Annotated in this window: 21 protein-coding genes; 16 read left to right on the top strand and 5 right to left on the bottom strand. The window is 60.9% G+C overall.

The genetic code is table 11. The features are described 5' to 3' along the window. Genes PVE73_RS28085 through PVE73_RS28075 form a run of 3 tightly spaced genes read right to left on the bottom strand, consistent with a single transcriptional unit; the run spans position 1 to position 1422 of the window. Positions 1-300, bottom strand: a complete 300-nt coding sequence (locus PVE73_RS28085; RefSeq protein ID WP_277367841.1) for a VirB3 family type IV secretion system protein — start codon at positions 298-300, stop codon at positions 1-3. Positions 301-303: 3 nt separating this feature from the next. Continuing rightward, complete coding sequence (locus tag PVE73_RS28080) at positions 304-597, bottom strand: TrbC/VirB2 family protein (RefSeq protein ID WP_277367973.1); 294 nt, start codon at positions 595-597, stop codon at positions 304-306. Positions 598-651: 54 nt separating this feature from the next. Beyond that, positions 652-1422, bottom strand: a complete 771-nt coding sequence (locus PVE73_RS28075) for a lytic transglycosylase domain-containing protein (RefSeq protein ID WP_277367840.1) — start codon at positions 1420-1422, stop codon at positions 652-654. Between the two features lie 253 nt (positions 1423-1675). Between PVE73_RS28075 and PVE73_RS28070 the strand changes: the two genes are divergently transcribed. From PVE73_RS28070 to PVE73_RS28010, 13 genes are all read left to right on the top strand, one after another. Further along, positions 1676-2278, top strand: a complete 603-nt coding sequence (locus PVE73_RS28070; protein WP_277367839.1) for a hypothetical protein — start codon at positions 1676-1678, stop codon at positions 2276-2278. Beyond that, positions 2275-2811 carry a thermonuclease family protein gene (locus tag PVE73_RS28065; protein ID WP_277367838.1) on the top strand — a complete coding sequence of 179 codons (537 nt, stop codon included), beginning with the start codon at positions 2275-2277 and terminating at the stop codon, positions 2809-2811. Before PVE73_RS28070 ends, PVE73_RS28065 begins: the two co-directional genes overlap by 4 nt. Continuing rightward, complete coding sequence (locus tag PVE73_RS28060) at positions 2808-3503, top strand: thermonuclease family protein (protein WP_277367837.1); 696 nt, start codon at positions 2808-2810, stop codon at positions 3501-3503. Before PVE73_RS28065 ends, PVE73_RS28060 begins: the two co-directional genes overlap by 4 nt. Positions 3504-3524: 21 nt before the next feature. Next, entirely contained in the window at positions 3525-4010 is a 486-nt protein-coding gene (locus tag PVE73_RS28055) for a hypothetical protein (RefSeq protein WP_277367836.1), read from the top strand. Between the two features lie 682 nt (positions 4011-4692). Beyond that, a complete protein-coding gene (locus PVE73_RS28050) occupies positions 4693-5319 on the top strand; it encodes a response regulator (protein ID WP_277367835.1) in 627 nt (208 codons plus the stop codon). Between the two features lie 3 nt (positions 5320-5322). Then, complete coding sequence (locus PVE73_RS28045; RefSeq protein WP_277367834.1) at positions 5323-6027, top strand: FkbM family methyltransferase; 705 nt, start codon at positions 5323-5325, stop codon at positions 6025-6027. Continuing rightward, positions 6002-6562 (top strand): hypothetical protein, encoded by a 561-nt coding sequence (locus PVE73_RS28040; protein WP_277367833.1) that lies wholly within the window; start codon positions 6002-6004, stop codon positions 6560-6562. The genes PVE73_RS28045 and PVE73_RS28040 overlap by 26 nt, the downstream gene beginning before the upstream one ends. After that, positions 6559-7803 (top strand): HAMP domain-containing sensor histidine kinase, encoded by a 1245-nt coding sequence (locus PVE73_RS28035; RefSeq protein ID WP_277367832.1) that lies wholly within the window; start codon positions 6559-6561, stop codon positions 7801-7803. Before PVE73_RS28040 ends, PVE73_RS28035 begins: the two co-directional genes overlap by 4 nt. Positions 7804-8096: 293 nt before the next feature. After that, the gene (gene repA, locus PVE73_RS28030; protein ID WP_277367831.1) at positions 8097-9311 is read left to right on the top strand and encodes a plasmid partitioning protein RepA; all 1215 of its coding nucleotides are present in this window, start codon (positions 8097-8099) and stop codon (positions 9309-9311) included. Then, a complete protein-coding gene (repB, locus tag PVE73_RS28025; RefSeq protein ID WP_277367830.1) occupies positions 9308-10318 on the top strand; it encodes a plasmid partitioning protein RepB in 1011 nt (336 codons plus the stop codon). The genes repA and repB overlap by 4 nt, the downstream gene beginning before the upstream one ends. A 155-nt stretch (positions 10319-10473) precedes the next feature. Further along, positions 10474-11820, top strand: coding sequence for a plasmid replication protein RepC (gene repC, locus PVE73_RS28020; protein WP_277367829.1), 1347 nt, complete (start codon positions 10474-10476; stop codon positions 11818-11820). Positions 11821-11974: 154 nt separating this feature from the next. Then, positions 11975-12226: a hypothetical protein gene (locus tag PVE73_RS28015; protein WP_277367828.1), complete on the top strand. Its 252-nt coding sequence runs from the start codon at positions 11975-11977 to the stop codon at positions 12224-12226. Further along, a complete protein-coding gene (locus PVE73_RS28010; protein WP_277367827.1) occupies positions 12226-12918 on the top strand; it encodes a nucleotidyl transferase AbiEii/AbiGii toxin family protein in 693 nt (230 codons plus the stop codon). The genes PVE73_RS28015 and PVE73_RS28010 overlap by 1 nt, the downstream gene beginning before the upstream one ends. A 45-nt stretch (positions 12919-12963) precedes the next feature. Here PVE73_RS28010 and PVE73_RS28005 read toward each other — a convergent pair whose 3' ends face one another. Next, positions 12964-14025, bottom strand: a complete 1062-nt coding sequence (locus PVE73_RS28005; protein WP_277367972.1) for a site-specific integrase — start codon at positions 14023-14025, stop codon at positions 12964-12966. Between the two features lie 311 nt (positions 14026-14336). Here PVE73_RS28005 and PVE73_RS28000 point away from each other — a divergent pair, with 311 nt between their 5' ends. The 3 genes from PVE73_RS28000 to PVE73_RS27990 are packed head-to-tail and all read left to right on the top strand — an operon-like array spanning position 14337 to position 18024. Beyond that, positions 14337-15980, top strand: coding sequence for a Mu transposase C-terminal domain-containing protein (locus PVE73_RS28000; protein ID WP_277367826.1), 1644 nt, complete (start codon positions 14337-14339; stop codon positions 15978-15980). Continuing rightward, positions 15971-16894, top strand: coding sequence for a TniB family NTP-binding protein (locus PVE73_RS27995; RefSeq protein WP_277367825.1), 924 nt, complete (start codon positions 15971-15973; stop codon positions 16892-16894). The genes PVE73_RS28000 and PVE73_RS27995 overlap by 10 nt, the downstream gene beginning before the upstream one ends. Then, entirely contained in the window at positions 16891-18024 is a 1134-nt protein-coding gene (locus tag PVE73_RS27990; RefSeq protein ID WP_277367824.1) for a TniQ family protein, read from the top strand. The genes PVE73_RS27995 and PVE73_RS27990 overlap by 4 nt, the downstream gene beginning before the upstream one ends. Here PVE73_RS27990 and PVE73_RS27985 read toward each other — a convergent pair. Then, positions 17957-18895, bottom strand: coding sequence for a recombinase family protein (locus PVE73_RS27985; protein ID WP_277367823.1), 939 nt, complete (start codon positions 18893-18895; stop codon positions 17957-17959). The genes PVE73_RS27990 and PVE73_RS27985 overlap by 68 nt on opposite strands. Positions 18896-19312: the final 417 nt, after the last annotated feature.

Genomic DNA, 19312 nt, shown 5'->3' with positions numbered 1-19312 from the left:
TCATGGCCCATAAGAGTTGGTGCGCCAGAACAGCCGGTTCGGCGTGCGCGGTGTGCGGCGGCCGACGACCTGGGCGAGATCAAGGATCCGGATATCGCGGCTGCAAAGCGCGAAGAGCGCGAGATAGATCACCGGCGCCATCAAGGCCGACCAGAAGCTGGTGCTCACCAGGAAGGCGATCAGCGTGAAGCCCACTATGATATAGAAGGCGTTGAGCGGGATGCCCCACATCATCGGCGGTCGGGTGAGGCCGATCACCAGCGGCGTCAGATGGGGCTTTTCGTCGGTGAACTCGGCCATCTCTTAGTTCCCCACGGCCGCGATCATCTCGTCCACGATCGCCGGCGCGCCGAAAACGAGCCCGATGCCCAGCACCACGGCGCCGGCGGTGAACCAGGAAAGGCGTCCGGCGAAAGCGAGGAAGCCGAGCGCGATCACAGCGATGATGGCGAGAAGCCGTCCGAACGGCCCGGTGATGAAATCCACGATCATCTGGACCGCGGTTTCCAGCGGCGCGAAGGCACCAGAGGATTGCGCCAATGCCGGCTCTGCAAACACCAGACAGATGGCGAGCAGCGTGACAAATGCTATCGGCATTGGCACCGGCCGAGCAGCGGGCGAATTGGAAACGTCGTTCATGGTGACCTCCGGCTAGAAATGCATGACCCCGCCGACCCACTGGCGGCGTTCGCGCGTCGTGATGACTCCGCGGGCGGGGCTTGATCGCTGCTCATCGGCAACGTCACCCTGTGTGCTCGCAGCCGAACCGCTTCCTTCAAGGCCCATCTGGATGTCGAGGACTTCGGCGACGTACCGAAGAGTTTCCTTGAAGGGCGGAATGCCGCCATGCTCGCGTACACGTCCCTCACCGGCGTTATAGGCAGCGGCGACGAGAAGCGGATTGCGGAACTCGTCGGTGAGCTCGCGGAGGTAGCGGACCCCGCCATCGATGTTCTCTTCCGGATCGCAGATATCGGTCACACCGAATCGCTCGGCCGCCGCAGGCATGAGTTGCATTGGCCCACGCGCGCCCTTGGGAGAATTGCGCAACCGATCGAGCCGGCTCTCGGCGGTCACGACCGCGACGGCGAATTCCGCGTCGACATTGTGCCGCTGCGAAGCCTCGATGACGAGGCGAGTGATCTCAGCAGGTGTTGCCGGCGACGGCCCGCACTCCGACATTCTAGGCAGTACGCCACTATCAAAATGGTTGTCGTCGAATTCAAGCTCGACGGTTTCAGATACTGGCACGCCGGTCGGCTCGAGCGCCTGGTTCCGGGGAACGATCTGACCACCCTCCCCCAGCACATAATCATCCGGCAACCGCGCCCAATGGGCTTCGGCAACAGTGTCGACCGAGGACAGGACGTCATCCTCTCGCCGATTTTCCTCGGCTTCATGGTGCTGGAGACGCGTGGACATTGGCAGTTCAAACGCCAGTGCTGCTCTGCCCGGCGCCACGCAGATACTCGTGAGAATTGTCGCGGCCAGGAGCGGCGCTACCGATGGTGATTTCGCTCGGCTTCCCATGGTCTGCATCCAAAACCTTGTACCGATAGATGCTTGAATGGTTAGGCGAGAGAAAAAACAATGTCAATTTGATTGTGATTTTTCTTGCAAAGAGGGAGGAGGCAGGTCAATGTCGAGCACAGTGACAACCTGGAGGCGACGGCAAATGAAGCGAGCGGTCGGGTGCATGGCGGCGATCAGCGCATGCCTGCCGGCCTATGCGGCCGGCCCGGTGGACGAGGCCTATGTCCGATCGCTCGCGGCGCCCGGGAAGACCGTCCTGATCATGGAATACTACGACGGCCAGGGGAACGTGTCGGAGCGCAAAGGCTATGCGTCGGCTTCCGGATTCAAGGCTGTGTCGCCTACTGACTTCCGCGTCGATGCGAATCTGACAGTGCACCTCTACGGAATTGAGCCGTGCAAGGGTGACATGGTCAATCGCAAGGAAGGTTTTGCTGGATCCTGTGACGATTACGCTCGCCAGGGTCTGGCAACGCTGCTCCAGTCTCCCCGTGTGATCTACTGCCGTGCGTTTGTCAGCGAGACTGGGGCCCAGGCGCAAGACGCAACCTGCTACGGCTACTACAACTACCCAGGCAGCCTCGACTCAATCGACATGTTCGAGGAGCAGCTGGTTTCGCTCGGCACTCACCGCGTCGCAAAGCGGCCGGACGGGACACCCACAAGAGCCGATCTGAAAGAGGCCGAGGACATCGGTCGCCGCGGCTACGGCATGTGGGCAGATCCAAGGGTTGCGGGCCAATGAAGCCCCCTGCCCTCTTGCTGTCGGTGACCATCGGCTTGACGCCGGCAACGGCCGCGCCGCCGGAGGGCTACTTCGAGCTGAAGCCTGGCGTTACACTCGAGAGTGGGGACACTTGGCAAGATGGCGGCCGACACTTTCGGCTTTTCGGCGTGCAAGCCTGTCTGCGGGGAACGGCTTTTACCGACAAGTCGGGCGCTCGTCGCGACTGTGGTGAGGCGTCCCTGGCGGTTTTTGCCGCCTACATCGCCGATACCGATCCTGTCTGCGCGCAGGTCGCGCAATCGGGCGGAACGGTCTTCGTGTCCTGCTATGCAACGATCGGTGCAGACCGATTGGATCTCGCTAATTTGCTGATCTCTTCCGGCTTTGCCTTCGCCTCTCTCGACGAACGCGGCCTGCCCCACCATGCAGCCTACGCGGTCGCGGAACAGGCCGCTCGAGAAAAGGGGATTGGTCTCTGGCAATTCGACGACGTCCAGCATCCAGCCATTCTGCTTGGACAGTCCGAACGCATCGGAAGGATCCAACAATGAAAGGGCAGAGTCTGCGGACGAGCGCCATTGCACTACTCATGATCGCCCTTCCCTCTCCTGTTTACACGGCCGACATCTTGCGCGCGCGACATCCTAACGGCGCCGAAGCTCGTTCTGGTACCTTCACGGATGCGTCATCGAAAATCACAGGCCGCGCGTCCGTCATGGATGGCCGAACTCTTTGGTTCCCCGAATCAGGTTACACGGTGCGGCTTGCATCCATCGATGCCTGCGAATTGCCGCAATGGTCCTACGATCCGCACCGGCACAGAGAAAGCGCGAACCCCAAGCCGGTGCCCTGCGGTCCACTGGCGAAGGCTTGGTTGAAACGCGCAATTGGAAATACGAAGGTGCACTGCCTCGTACAGGGTCACCCCCCCGATCGCGCTCTCCTCGGCCGCTGCACGGTGGGCAACCGCGACCTCGCCTTGGAGATGTTGCGGGTTGGCTGGGCGCGCGTGAGCTCGCCGGCGCCTGCAGAATACCTAACCTGGCAGCGCTACGCGATGTCCACCCGGCACGGCATGTGGGCGACCTACGTACTCGATATGCCGGAGTGGCGCGCCAAAGCCATCGACCGAACATTGGCTCGACGCCCGATCGCAGATTTCAACCTGCTTGCTGAACGAGCGAGCGAAATCTCGCCACCCTTCGAGGATGCACGCAAACGTCCCAGGCGAACCGATCGATAGGCTGATCGAAGGAGATGTCTCATGAACCCTATCAGGCTGACATCGATTGCGGCCGTCATCATCGCGGCTATGGGCGCTTCGATGCTGGATCGTGCCAAGGCGAGCGAATGGGGGTGCGAGGTGCTGCTGTGCGCATCATCCTCGGATCCGTCCTGGCGCGGGGTTCCGGCATGCCATCCACCGATGAACAGGCTGATATCAGCGATGGGAAAATGGGGCTTTTCATGGCCAACATGCCCCGAAGCCGGAACCGGCAGGCCTGGTTACGAGGCCTATGAGGAATGTCCAGCAGGGTGGAGCATCGCGTCCAGCAATCCAGATCACGGCGGTCGGCAGGATGATCTCTGTGTACAGGTGCGCAATAGCTGCCCGTCTAGGTTCGGTGGTCGCAACGGTTGCGAGGAAATCGTTTCAATGCCTCGCCCGATGCGAGACGAGCCGTACTATTTCGATATCCGGCACGAAGACGGGCAGGTCACACGGCATTGGTTCAATCTAAAAAAATAGATCGAGTTACAAACGGTGCCTAGCGACACGCGTAGTGCGATATGCGCGGTCCACGCCTCTACCTTCCGCTGGCCGTGGTTCGAGAGTCCGATCCGGAATCTGGCGAATGCAACTGCTTTCCGTGGCCTTCTGGAGGAAAGCTTCGGCCAAGTGGGACCTGAACGGCCGCAGGGTATCGATAGCGCAGTGCACGTCCTTCGCAGATATAGTAGCAGCATTCGCTGCCATGAGGGCCAGCAGATAGACAAGCTTTTCCTCAGCTTCGTGGAGACAATTGGGTTGCAGCTGGATCAGAGCCCGCAGCGCTCTTCGTTCCTGAAAGCCTGCAAATCTCTCGAACGGCCGGATCAGAAGTCGCCAGGGAGACCGAGCATAGGCGTGCATGCGGTTGACCGCGGATCGCTTCCGGAGGTGTCGTGATACGGCTTGTCGGACTGTAAAGTGCGGCTTGGCTGGCCGAATCCTCATTTGGCCACTCCAGATTCGCTTTCCCGGATGGGAGGGCTGATCGCTGCAAGAGGCTGCCGAATCTAAGTGTCAGCAATCGCAGTTGATTGAAAGGGGACGGTCCACTCCCGTTTTGTGGGGAGGGGGATGCCACCATCCCCTTTCTTGCAGATCAAAAAATTGGTCAAATAGGATTATTGGGCGGCGGGGGATCTCGAGGTGTCGGGAGGCCGATATGCATCTTGCCCTTGTTGTGGAAGATCAGGACCTGATGCGCCTGGCCTTAATGGCCGAACTCCGAGGAAGGTTGCGGGATTGTTATCTCGCAGGAGCGCCAACGCTCGATCTCGCGCGAGAGCTTCTTGCGGAAGATCGTTTCGACCTCGTCGTTACGGATCCAGGTTTGCCTGGGTTCGATCCGACCTCGCGGGAGGATCGGCTGCTTGTTGTCGAGACGATCGTCAAGGCGGCACCCGCAGCAACACATGTTGTTGTCACGGGCTCTTATGACCAAGACGAGGCAATGGCATTTCGGCTGCTGGGCGCTAAAGGCTATATTTGCAAAACCGGCCTCTCCCAAGGTGACCTGCCCCTCGTCGTTGACCAGATCGCCCAGGGCGATTTCCTGCTTCGACTATCTCAGATGGAAAGCCCTCGGCCGGAGATGAGATTTCCAACGCTATCGCCGCGAGAGGAAGAAATACTGGGGATGATGATGTCTCGAACCCCAGGAACACGTCGACGAGAGATATTTGAAACGATGGCGCTTAAAGCCGGCATCAATGCATCAAGTGCCGAGAAATACTATAAGCAGGCCCGGGCAAAACTGTTGAAATTGGGTCGACTGCCGAAGGGCCTTTGAGGGATGGAGGAGCTCTACGTTCATGGTGTGCGGGTTCCAATTGCAGCCCAGGAGGTTTCTGCTACCGTTTGGGATGCGCTCACAAGCGAATACTATGAAGCCAACGAAGCAAGACGCGTCCGTCGCGCCATTCGGCCAGGTGACCGCGTCCTGGAGCTGGGCGCTGGTTTGGGCATCATCACCTCGATCATTGCTGATATCGAAGACGTCCGGGTCTGGAGCTTCGAGGCGGATCCATATACGGCCGGGTTGGCCGAGCGTGTGATCAGCTCGAATTGTGGCGACAATGTCGTTCTAGTCCACGGCATCCTCGCGGCAGGGCCACCCCGCAAAATTGCGTTCTATCAACGATCGGATCTCTGGATGTCCTCGGGCTTCCCCTCCCAAGGGCCGTACGAAAAAGCCATCGAGATCACATCGGGCGACGTCGATGCATTCATCTCGCAGAACCGCATCAATGCCTTGGTAATGGACATCGAGGGGGCCGAACTTGATCTTTTGCAGAACGCCCGATTGCCGGGAGTAGAATGCATCTTCCTGGAGTTGCACGACCATCTTTATGGGCTGTCGGGGGTCCGCGCGATCACGGCGGCCATGGGGCGAAAGGGTTTGATCTATGACCCCCGCGGATCGAGTGGACCGTGTGTTCTCTTCGCACGGGACGATGGAGAAAGGGAATTCGATGCTGAGATTGCTCTTGCGTCGTAATATTCGCCTCGGTTTGTTCGCCGGACTAACCCTTGTCATGTCGTCGGCCTTTGCGGCTCCCGTCGATCCTTACATTCTCACGGTTGAAGGCGAGCAACTGAAGACGCCCAAACAATATCACGTCGATCAATTGCGATCGGAATTCGAGAATGTTGTCCTCGAAACCCGTACGCCATGGACGACGGATGAACACACCATCAGCTATCGCGGTCCAAGGATCGCCGACGTGCTGCAGCAGGGCGGGATTGACTCCGCGAAGTCTGTACAATTCATTGCCTATGACAACTTCATCTCCGAGGTCACGCTCGACGAGATCGAAGCCTTTCAGCCTATTTTTGCCATCGATCGGGCCTGTGTGGAAAAAGACCTGCAAGCTGGCAGATGCAGGGTCGGCCAGAAATTCACACCGCTATCCCCGGAAGAACAGGGACCGATCTTTCTAGTTTGGCCATACGACCAGCTTCCGGCCGCCTATGTGCCAGCGCGAAACTCGATCTGGGTATGGTTCGTGGTCGCAGTTCGGCCGGCGGCATGAAGAACGCGTACTCACGTTTCCGAACCGCCCTCCCCTTTCTCAGCCTTGGCATCGCGCTCGGTCTCTGCGGATGGGCTTTTCTCCGGTCCGAATATTATCGGGCGGAGTCCATCCGCACCTACAGCCAGACGTTCGAGATCCAGTGGCGGACCACTCAACTTCGGGAGCATCTCGCGAGAGCAAAGGGACATCTGCGGCTGGCCGCGGAAACTGGTCAGATGGAAGCCAATCTTGGCCGCCAGATTTTTCTGCTCAACACCAATGTCAACCAGCTTCTGAAGCTTGAGTATGTGCCAAAGTTCCTCGGCGATCGCGACGTTGAACTCCTGCGAGCGATGCAAGTTGCGCTGGCGGATTATCTTGAGCCCATAGCCGCCGGCGCCACATCATTCGAGCGCGCTCTCCAGATGATGCCCGATCTCGAACAGACAATGTTCGAAGTGTCCGGAACTGCTGTAGCCCATGCTGAGACGCTGAACGCTTCTGCACATATCGCGGAAGCTGCTTCGCGGAACAGGTTTCTGTTCGCACTGGCGGTAGCTCTCGCGACTATTGGCTATATGGTCATTCACCTGCGCAATGCCTTGACCAGAAAACAGGAAAAGCAGCTCCGGTCCTTTTCCTCGCTCTACGCGCACATGACCCGGACACGGGTCGCGGCACTAAAACTTTTCCTTAGCTATCAGGACCAAGCGAGCGCGAGGCACCCCGAAATGCTCCCCGCGGCACGTGAAGCAGTCGAACAGCTTGAGGGCATCACAAATCGCCTCGGACGAATAGCCTACGCTTACAGCGAAACTCGAAAGGACAGCTTCTCGAAGGTTCTGGAGCCAGTGATCAAAAATTGCCGAATTCGCGTCGAACTTGACGTCGCACCTGAAGCTGCCGAGGCGCGGGTACCGACATTTCAGATGCGGCTGATCCTCGAAGAAATCATGAATAATGCGGAGACGGCACTCGGAACCCGACAGGATTCCTGCATCAAGATCGCAGCGCGGGTGTTAGCCAAAGGGTTCCGTAGACAACGGGTGCTCGACGTGGAGATCGTCGACAATGGACCTGGGATGGCGCCAGAAGTTCTGTCACGGGCGAAGACGCCATTTTTCTCGACCCGAGCAGGGCCGCATACCGGGTTGGGTCTAACCGCGTGTGCCCAGCTACTGACCGCCTTCAAGGGGAAGTTCACTATCACCTCTACGCCTAAGAAGGGCACATCGGTGGCGCTATCGATCCCGGTTTAGATTGGGGTGTGTAGCATCTCACGGCCGCCCGCTTTTCGGGGTGTCGCGTCGAGCGATTTAGGCCGTGCCATGCTGCCGAGGGGTGGTCGGGTTTTGAGTTTGGCTCAACGGCGACGCCGAAGAGCAGCAGCTCGCCTGAACGTAACGCCAGGACGTTCTCAGCTGAGAACCGTCGAAGCGGTCGGCCGCAACTGCCCGCGTTAAGGTCTCGTTAACCCTTAATTTGTTGACCGCCCGAGAGACTCACGTCATTTTACGCTCAAAGTGCCGAATAACACAGTCGAGCGTTTTTTATGGCCGAGGCCAATTTGATTAAAGTCGACCATGCATCGCCCCCAAAGTCGTTGACGCGACTGATCGAGGCTGATGCTGATATTCTCAGCGCTCAACTTCAACAGTTGCGCGCACGTGCATTTGCGCCGCTAGAGCAAAAAGAACTCCGGCGATTCATGGCTGGAGAAGCCGCGAAGTTGATCGGAATCAGCGATGCATATCTTCGGACATTGGTCTTGGATGGGGTGATTCCAGAAGCCGAAAAGAATTCGGCCGGCCGAAGGCTGTACACGCTGGAACAGGTTCATGCGATCCGGGATCATCTCGGGCGAAATAAACGGGACTATATCAACCGCCGGGTAGGTGACGAACACCAGCAGGTCATTGCCGTTACGAATTTCAAGGGCGGTTCGGGTAAGACCACCACTAGTGCTCACTTGGCACAATATTTCGCGCTGCGTGGGTATCGCGTGCTTGCGGTCGATCTCGATCCACAGGCATCCTTATCTGCACTGTTCGGTATTCAGCCCGAATTCGATCTCGGGTCCAACGAGACGATATACGGTGCGATCCGCTACGACGACCAGCAACGCCTCATAAGCCGGGTTATCAGGAAAACATACTTCAGCGGCCTCGACATAGTGCCCGGCAATCTTGAGCTACAGGAATTTGAGCATGAGACGCCACGCGCGCTGACCGAAGGCCGACGGACCGCAGATCGGATGTTCTTCACCCGCGTGGCCGGTGCGCTGAAAGGAGTTGAGGATGACTACGACATCGTGATCCTCGATTGCCCGCCATCGCTCGGGTACCTGACGCTGTCCGCGCTGTGCGCAGCGACTTCGGTGTTGGTGACTATCCATCCGCAAATGCTGGATGTCGCCTCTATGAGCCAGTTTCTGCACATGACGGCAGGCTTATTCGACGTCGTCGAGAAGGCAGGCGGCAACGCCGGATATGATTGGTTCCGCTATGTCCTCACGCGATACGAGCCGAACGATAGCTCCCAGTCACAAGTTGCCGGTCTATTGAGAAGCCTGTTCGGCGATCGAGTTCTTACGAATGCGATGGTGAAGTCTGCGGCCATTTCGGATGCGGGGATCACAAAGCAGACTCTTTATGAGGTCGGTCGCGAAAATTTCCATCGTCAGACCTATGATAGGGCCATGGAAGCGCTGGATGCTGTGAATGGCGAAATTGAGGATCTCGTCAAACATTCATGGGGTCGGAAATGACCAAGCGACGCGAAGCGCTAAAAAATATCTTGATGCCTGTGACGAGCGCGGAGTTCTCAACTGAGAACCCAAAAGTGCAGCGGCAGCGTCCCCAAGTGGCATCAGGCGCGCTGCAAAGCATGAATGAAGCGATCTCCGGACTTTCGAAAGAGGCAGAAGAGCTACGGAAGGCACTTGCTGACGGCTCCAAAATCGTCGAGATCGAACCAGACTTCATAGATGGTTCGTTCGTCAAAGATCGACTCGACGATTACGAGGGTGAAGAGTTTAGCAGCCTGGTCGAGAGCATTCGTGCGAACGGGCAGGCCGTCCCAGTACTCGTTCGATCGAACCCCCAAAGGGACGGACGGTATCAGCTAGCTTTTGGCCATCGCCGCGTCGCAGCTCTCCGAACCCTCGGCCTAAGGGTAAAGGCCGTCGTCCGTGAAATGTCGGATGAGGAATTGGTTATCGCTCAAGGCAATGAAAATCTTGAGCGGAAGGATCTGAGTTTTATCGAACGCGCCCTGTTCGCACTTCGCCTTGAAGAGCGCGGCATGTCTCGTTCCGTTATTATGTCCACGTTCGGCACGAGCTCCAAAGGTGTCTTGTCCGAGATGATTGGGCTGGCGCGACGGTTACCGATCACGCTTGTCGAGGCAATTGGGCCAGCTCCGGGCTTCGGAAGACCAAGGTGGGTCGCTCTAGCTGATATGCTCGAGGCTCGCCCAAAGGCAGACTGGAGAAGCCTCGCAAACTCATCAGACTTCAAAATGCTGACGAGTGTCGACCGCTTCGAGGCTGTACTAAAACTGCTAAAGGACAATCCAGCCCAACCGGAAACTGCCTCTGAGCTTTGGGCGCCTGCTGACAAATCGGTTCGCGTCAGCATGAAGCAAGGCCAGAACGCTTTGATAATGTCTTTCAAGTCGAAGGACGGGAATACCTTTGGCGCTTGGATTTCGAGTAATCTGGATAGCCTCTATGAGGCGTTCAGGAAATCGGAGAGAACTGGGACAGGAGACTGAATCCGCAAAAGAAAAAGGCCCCCGAACGTCACCGCGCGGAAGCCCTTCTCATTAGGTCTAGCAACCTGAGAATCGCAAATCCGCGAATCACTGTCAAGAGTCACGGCGTCGATTCGGCGAGCAGGTTTCTTTTGCCTTGCGATAGGTGAGGGAAGATGCAGACGCATACCGCAACGACGCCCTTTGGGCGGCGACCGATGACGCTTGGCATGATTGCAAGCCAGGCAACGGCGAAAACAATCGATAAGGGGACGACGGTTTCAAAGTGGCAGGTGTTCCGGGATATCCGTGAGGCTAAGGAAGCTTTGGGGGCAACGGATCGCGCCCTCGCGATCTTGAACGCCCTGCTGACGTTCCATCGCCAGGAGGAGCTTACCGCGGAGGGCAACTTGGTTGTCTTCCCATCAAACGAGCAACTCATCCGGCGTGCGAACGGCATGTCGCCGGCGACGCTAAGGCGGCACCTGGCCATCTTGGTGACTGCCGGGCTGATCATCCGCCGTGACAGTCCGAACGGCAAGCGGTTCGCACGCAAAGGGCAAGGCGGCACGATCGAGCAGGCCTACGGCTTCGATCTCTCGCCGATCCTGGCGCGAGCGCTGGAGTTCAAGGAACTGGCGGAAGCCGTCGCGGCCGAGCGAAAGGCGTTCCGTCTGGTCAAGGAGCGGCTGACGATCTGCCGGCGCGACGTCGTCAAGATGATCGAGGCCGGGATCAATGAGAGCGTTCCAGGAAACTGGCGCGGCTTTCAGCGCCGCTACGAAGTGATCGTCGCCCGTCTTCCACGCACAGCGCCGCGCCAACTCATCGAAGGGATTGCAGACGAACTGGAAGACCTCTGGGCCGACATCCATCAGACCTTGGAATCGTTCGTTAATTCACAAGATTCGAACGCCAATGAGTCTCATACTGAGCGGCACATACAAAATTCAACCCCAGACTTTAATCCTACCGGTGAAACTGAATACGGCTTAGGAAATAAAGATGAAGCGAGCGGCACTGCCGAGCATACCGATAACGTGCGGAGCCTGCCCCGACGGGATCTGCCCTTGGGCATGGTGCTGAGCGCCTGCCCCGACATCGTGCCGTATGCCGAGGGTGGGCAAATCCGGACCTGGCGGGATCTTGGCGCCGCGGCTGATCGAGCCCGGCCGAGCATGGGGGTGAGCCCCAGCGCCTGGCAGGACGCGGTCGAGGTGATGGGCCTGCAAAGTGCGTCGATCGTGCTTGCCGCGATCCTGCAACGGGCCGAGCACATCCGCAGCCGCGGCGGCTATCTGCGCGACCTGACGGAGCGAGCCCGGGCGGAAAAATTCTCGGTCTGGCCGATGATCACAGCGCTGCTGAACGCCCGCATGGACGTCCTGGAGAAGGCGGCCGCGCGGCCGGAAACGTCAGAACCAACGGCCGGTGATGGGCGAGGACAGGAGGCTGGCGGCCCCGGCAACTCGCTCGAGATCAGCCAGTCGCTGCACGACAGAATGAAGAAAAAGCGCTGGTGACGATGCTCCAATCTCTCGCCCGACCGGCTATCGATATGAGGTGATTGCCGATAGTGAAGCCTATTTGGTGGCAGCGACCTCCATCGCAAGCGAGGGGCGGGAACTTGTGTCAGCAGGCCGAAGCGACTATTTTATCGGAGCTATGAGCACGCACTTGACTTCAGTCCTGACGACCGTGAACGCACCCTACAGCGATCAACTGGACGGTGCGGGGCTGGCGCATTGCCTTGCGGACATCGAACTGGCCAAGCAGCATCCGGGTCATGTCAGTGCGTTTTTCGCCGAGGTTCCCGTCGCACAGCAGGTCGAGTTCGCTGCTGCGCATAGCATTCCGGTCCCCGCCCTAAAGGCCTTTGCCGTCGAGTTCTCTGCCTGGTCCGGCGAGAGCTATCCGCTCGCCGCGTAATGGCCGAACGCAGGAGCCGACGCCCGTCCGAATGGCGGCGGCTTTTTCGCATTGCGCTCGACCTGATCGACCAGCTCCACGCAAATGCCGGCGGCTACGACTTCGAATGGTCGTTTGGTGGCGGCACGGCCATGATGGTCCAGATCGGACATCGGGAGAGCCATGATATCGATATTTTTCTCGACGACCCGCAATTGCTTGGGTTTATCGACCCGTCCAGAAGCCGATTGCATGTCGAAACGATGCCGGCCGACTATCTGGGTGACGGGCTTCGGTTTCAGAAATTCGCCTTCGAGAACGTCGGTGAGATCGACTTCATCGTAGCCGGACCGTTGACGCGGACGCCCTTCGAGATACGCGAGGTGGAAGGCCGTACGGTCCGGCTCGAGACCATTCCCGAGATTATCGCCAAGAAGGTTTATTACAGAGGCTCGGAAGCCACGCCGCGCGACATCTTCGACATCGCCGCCGCTGCGCGGACGCACCTGCAGGCCGTTATCGATGCCCTCCGTGCATTCCCGGAAGAGGTTTCCGGGACAAGGAAGCGGCTGGAGAGGCTGAATCCGGAGTTTGTGACGCGTGCCATCGCGCAGCTGATGATCATGTCTGACTACGAAGCGTCGGCCGCCGACAGCCTGGATAGCGCGCTCGCTGTGTTGGATGAGGTGCTGTCGTCGCTGCAAAAAACCTGACCGCCACGCTCCGCTGATCGTGTGGGGGAGGGGAGGGGGCTTTTTCTACAGCCCCGACGCCTTGGTGAGGTTGACGCGGAACCGATCGCGCCGCCGCTGATACTTGCGGGTCATCTCGGCGCTCGAGTGTCCCAGTTGCTTCTGCACGAAACGCTCGTCGACTTCGGCCGAGGAGGCCAGGCCAGCGCGGAGCGAATGGCCGGCGAACATCAGCCCGCGTTCGCCTTCGGGCAGATCTCCGCGCACACCAGCCGCCAAGGCGGTGCGCTTGACGAGGCGGGCGACCTCCTGGTCGTTCAGCCGGTTGGCACCAACAGATTTGCCTTGCCCCGTGACGCGCCGGAACAGCGGGCCATGCGCGATGCGGGCAAATTTCAGCCAGGTCTCCAGCGCCACGAGCGGGCAGGTGGCATCCGACGAGCCGCGGCCGATCTCGACCTCGCGCCAGCCGGTCTTGCCGCGCAACCGCAACAGCAGGCCCTTGTCGAGGAATTCGATCCAGCCGGAAGAATCCTCGGTCTGGTCGCGCCCGCAGTCGAGACCGACGACTTCGGACCGGCGCAGGCCGCCGGCGAAGCCGAGCAGCAGCATGGCGCGGTCGCGTAGCCCGCGCAGGCTGCCGCGTTCGAGCGTTTCCAGCATCGCGATCAGATCTTCCGGCAACACCGCCTCCTTCTGCCGGGGCGGGGCGGCGTGGGTGTTGCGGATGCCGGCCATGACGGTGGCGATATGGCGGTCCTTCCTGTCGAGCGGCTGGCCGCGCTGGGCATAGTTCCACGTTAGCGCCGACAGCCGGCGCTCGATCGTCGACACCGATTTCTTCTCTCCGGTCGCTGTGCCTGTGGCCGTGCCGGATGCGAGCGCGGTGATGTACAGCCCCACAGCCTGTGGATCGGCCGGCATGAGCGAAAAACCCTGGCGGCGGCACCAGGAGGAAAAATGTTTCCAATCGGACGCGTAGGCACGGCGCGTATTGGCGGAGCTCGCCGCCTCGACGTAATCGCGCGCGCGGCCGGCCAGCGCGTCGAGGTGTGCCGGCAGGCGCGGGGTCGAGACGACCGGAAGAGGGGAGGGGGCTTCGGCCGGCTCTTCCGGCGTGCGGCCCATCTCCAGGACGAGGTCGATGATGTCGGGCAGCTCGCTGTCTGGACAGTCGTCGGGGATCGTCCCATCGTGCTCGGTCGAGGTCGTTGGTGCGGTCCGGTCGACACCCGGCGGTGTTTCCTGTGATCGAGCGGAGCCGGGATGAATACGCTTTTCGGAGTTTTGATCGACGGTTCGGGCTGTCATTCACTTTGAATCTCTGGACTGTAGGTGTCTGATTCTTAACATTTCTCGCTCACCCTGGATCGGTGGATTCGCCCTGGTTAGGTGGATTCTTACCCTGATTTGGTGGACGAAGGCGAGGGTGACGACGGATGGCGGGCAAGCGCGACAAGTTCGTGGTCGGCGACGATTGCTGGCGGCAAGCGGTGGAGCGGGAGACCGTCATCCGGCCGCTCGTCGCAAAAGGCCCGCTGTCGCCCGCGGATGTCGGGGTTGCGTGCCGGCAGCTTGGCCTTGGCCGGGCGCGCCTTTACCAGCTGGTTCGCCGCTATCGCCACACTCCAGTGACGAGTTCGCTGCTCAGCGTCAGCCCTGGTCCCGAGAAGGGAAGACGGCTGCTGACGGAGGAAATGGAGGAACTCATCGAGACGGCGATGCGCGACACGTACCGCCGGCGAGAACGACCCACGGTGAGCGCGCTTCATGATCGGGTGTGCGAGTTGTGCCATAGGCGTGGCCTGATACCACCATCATGGAACGCCGTCCGGACCCGCGTCGATCAGGCGGACCTGCGGGCGCTGGTGCGCGACAGAGAAGGAGCCCGGGCGGCGCGTGAGCGTTTTGACCCCGTGGTGCAGGAATATCGCGCCGATCACGCGCTTCACATCGTCCAGATCGACCATACATTGGTCGATCTGTTTATCGTTGATGCCGTGCATCGTCGGCCCCTTCAGCGACCCTGGCTGACGCTGGCTATCGACATCGCAAGCCGGATGGTGGCGGGGTTCTACCTCACGTTGGAAAATCCGTCGGCGGCGTCTGTCGCGCTCTGCGTCCAGCATATGGTGATGCCGAAGGAGCCTTGGCTCGAGGCTCGGAATATTCAGGCGGCGTGGCCGGTTTTCGGGCTGCCTGACATGATCCACGTCGACAACGGCAAGGAATTCCATGGAAGGGCGCTGGCCCGAGGGACGGCAGAACACGGCATCGCCCTTGAGTACCGGCCGGTCCTGCGTCCGCACTATGGAGGCCATATCGAGCGGCTGATCGGCACGATGATGGGTGCGGTCCACCTGCTTCCCGGCACGACGTCCAGCAACGTCGCCGCGCGCGGCTCCTACGATCCGCAAAAACATGCCGCAATGACGCTCGACGAACTGGAAGAATGGCTCGCGCTTCAGATCGTCGGTCGCTACCATGCAGAGATCCACAGCAGCTTGCAGTTGCCGCCCGTCAGCGCGTGGGACGACGCTGTTGCGTCACGTCGGCACTCCCTGCGACTGCCCCATGACCGCGAGCGCTTTCTCCAGGATTTCCTGCCCTTCGAGGAGCGCAGCATCCGACGCGACGGCGTGCATCTGTTCGGACTTCGCTACTGGGACGATGTTTTGAGTCCATGGGCAGGCCGGTCTGCTCGTCGAATGCGCGTCAGATTCGATCCGCGCGACCTGTCATGCGTTTTTGTGGAAGGCCCCGACGGCACGAATTGGCCGGTCCGGTTTGCCGACCTCAGGCGCCCGCGCATTACGCTCGGCGAACACCGCATGGCCCGCGCGGAATTGAAAGAGCGCGGCGTCAAGGCCGTGGACGAGCAGCTGATCTTCGACACCGTCGAACGGCAGCGGCAACTCGTCGACGCAGCCGGGCATAAGACCAGGAGCGCGCGCCGGCATGTCGAGCGTCGGGATCGATCGTTGATGGCGACGGGGGACAAAAACTTTGCCGTGCCGGACATCGCCCACGACGAAGAATGCGACACCGATTTGCCGTCGTTGGCCGTGGAGGAATGGTCTTGAGCGACTATCCGCATCTGCTGCCGACCTATCGGCCGCATGCCGCGCTTGGCGACGCCGAACGGATTGCCTGGATCCGGGCGGACCGCTGGCTGGAGACCGCCCAGGCGCACGCAGCACTGGCTAGGCTGGAGGACTTGCTGTCCTATCCCGCGCGCGACCGCATGCCCTGCCTGCTGCTTTATGGCGACACCGGCATGGGCAAGACCAAGATCATCCGCAAATTCCTGCGCGATCATCCGGCCAGTTTCGACCGCGGGACAGGCATCACCAGCATGCCCGTCGTGGCCATGCAGATGCCGGCCGAACCGCTGGAGAGGGATGTCTATGGCGAACTTCTCAGCGCGCTCGGCGCGCCGGGGCCAATGACGGACTCCACTTATCGCCTGAAGGAGGTCTGCCGGAGCCTGTTGCGCAGCATGTCCGTGCGCATGCTGATCATCGACGAGATCCACGCCATGCTTGCTGGCAGCTTCCGCCAGCAGCGCATTTTTCTCAACGTCATCCGTTTTCTCGCTAACGACCTGAAGGTCCCCCTGATCTGCGCCGGGACTAATCTGGCCCGGCAGGCGCTGCTGACCGATCCTCAGCTTGCCGAGCGTTTCGAAGCCTTCCACCTCGACCGCTGGGCCGATAATTCCCAGCTCTCCCAGCTTCTGTCGAGCCTGGGCGGGATCTTGCCGCTGCGCCGTGCGTCGGAATTGGGGACGGCTGCCGTCCGCCGAAAGGTGCTCGGTCTGACCGACGGCGTGACGGTGAGGATCTTTCGTCTGATGGAGACAGTGGCGGTCGAGGCGATCCGCAGTGGCAGCGAGTGCATCACCGTCGACAGTTTCGACGGGGACGATCTCGTCCTGCCACTTGTGACGATGACGCGCCACATGGAAAAGGGGCTCCATCCCCGTGCGAGCCGGTGACACCGATCCGCGTGCTGCCCCTCGCGCCGCGGCCATTCGACGATGAGTTGTTCTCCTCCTGGCAGGTGCGGGTGGCCTGCCGCTACGGATGCACGTTGCACGACATAGAAAGCTGGCTCGGCCCGGACGTCGCTTTCGGCGGGCGAGCCGGTTTGACAGGGCGGGACTTCGATCCCGGCCACGCAATGATCTTGCTGTGGGCCCGCGCCTGCCGAATGGATACGGCCCGACTTGCCCGGATGGCTCTACGGCAGCAGGGGCGCACCGAAGGCTGGTACGTCCACGATCGCTGGCACCAGGGCGTCTGTCCCGCCTGCCTCGACGAGGACGGTGCTGCCGGCCGGGATCACTATCTTCGCGGCGTGTGGTCTCGGGTCGAAGCAATTGTCTGTTTTCGGCATCTGATCCCGCTGCAGGACACGTGTCGGCATTGCTTTGCCCGCACGGGATTCCGCTTCGATTGCCGAGAGGGGAGGGGGCGTCTGGTCTGCGGAATCTGTTCGGCTCCCGTGTCTTTCGGGCGTGCTGGCATGGCCGTTTCGGGGCGACAAAGCTTCCTGCTTGAACTCGCCGAGACCGTGGCGTTGGCCGTCGACAAGGAGCCACAGGGCGCGATGGCCGGCAACATCATGCGCGCCGCGCGGCTGTTGTGGTCGCCGTCGCAGCCGGACGGGAAGCCATTCATCGCATGGATGGGAAAGCCGCGCCCGAGCGCCCAAGACATGCCGGTCGATTGCACCGAGCCGCTCGCCACCGCTGGATTGTCAGGCCGCATGCTGACCCTGTTCGGGATCGCCCGGCTGCTGGACTTGGCCGATGCCAGAAGCCGCATCGGGCCGCCGCCCGTCTTTCTGGCGGAAAAATTCGCGCAAGACGATCTGGCGCCCTCTGCCGCGCGCCGGGTCGTGCGTCGGCCGCAGAATGTCGAGCGCCCCGTCGTGACGTACAAGCCGCGCTCGGACGCCGAATATCGCGCATTGGCCGACGAGATCCTCGCCAGCGCTGAATGGAAGGCCATGCAGGGCGCTGACCGGGCTGTGCGAGAGCACGCGCTGGCGCGCCTCATGACCGACGCGCTGGATCGGGCACCACGAGCCCGAGCCGACGCGCCCGGTCCAGCAGCGCCTTGACCGAGGAGGGTTGCCATTGGCGCCCGCCACGCGGCGTGCGTTCGTGCATCCGTTCCAGCTGGGCGCCGATCTCGAGCAGGGTAAGGTCCGGGTCGGCGATCGCGATACCGGCGACGAGGGTCATCAACCGGTCCTCCGGCGGCCGGCGCGGGGCGCGTTTGATCAGCGCGGGCTCGGCGATGCGCTCGCGCACCAGCCGATGCACCGCGCGCCGCAGCCGCTCGATCGTCCAGTCGTGCCCTTTTCGGTTCAACACCCGCACCACGTCGTCCCAGCTGTGTTGAGGCCGCAAGCGGCGCACGGTCGGAAGCCAGGTTTGCGCCGAGGTGATGAGATCGTCGATGTAGGCGCGCTGGCGTGCCGCGGATATCGCCCGGACGGCTTCGGGGCGGCGTTCGCGAAGCCCGGGATTGCCGGCCAGCCGGCCGCGCGCTTTGGCCGCCTTCATGCCCGCCTTGGTGCGTTCGGCGATCAGCGCGCGCTCGAGCTGGGCGACCGCCCCGAGCACTTGTAGCGAGAACATGCCCTGTGGCGTCGAGGTGTCGATCGGGTCGCGCAGCGAGCGGAAGTGTGCGCCGCGCGCCTCCAGTTGCTCGATGACCTCCAGCAAGTGACTGACGGAGCGGGCGAGACGATCGAGCCGCACGACGACGAGAACGTCGCCGGCGGCGATCTCGCGTATCAGCTTGCCCAGCACCGGCCTTGAGCGCGAGGCGCCGGATCCATGCTCCTGGTGAACGACGCGGCAGCCGCTGGCCTTGAGTTCGTCGACCTGGGCATCGTTGAGCTGGTCCTCGGTCGAAACCCGTGCATAGCCGATCAGGCGGCGCGGAAGGGGAGGGGAGAGGGGCTGGGTGCGTGGACTGGCCATTTGAGTGTCATTTGTCAAAGTTAGCTTCAATGCGGAACGCAGAAAATCAATACCTTAGCGATGGCCATGGTCACACCCGTCGGCCCCTGATTCCCCATAGTTGTCTTCACTATATAGCATAAATTGCCCATACTTCCCTTCAATGTCTGCGATTCGGGTGGCGCGTGAGAGAGGGCCTTTGGCAGAGCTGAAGGAAGATGCTGATCGGATTGCCGAACGCGGTACGCTTTCGCTGTCCGCCCAGGCACGACAGGAGGCGCAACGCCGCTATCCCGTGATAGCGCCCCTGGCGGCCCAGGAAGTTGTCTCAGCCGTCGATGCGCGAGCCGCAGCCGATCTTTTGGGGATCAGCTCTCGAACCATATACGCACTCGTCGCTCGTTTCCGGGCATCGGGTGGAGTGATGAGTTCTCTGGC

It is taken from the genome of Chelativorans sp. AA-79 (assembly GCF_029457495.1).
Classification (GTDB): Bacteria; Pseudomonadota; Alphaproteobacteria; order Rhizobiales; family Rhizobiaceae; genus Chelativorans.
Note: the sequence above shows the minus strand (reverse complement) of the source record. Positions and strands in the feature narration are given on the sequence as shown.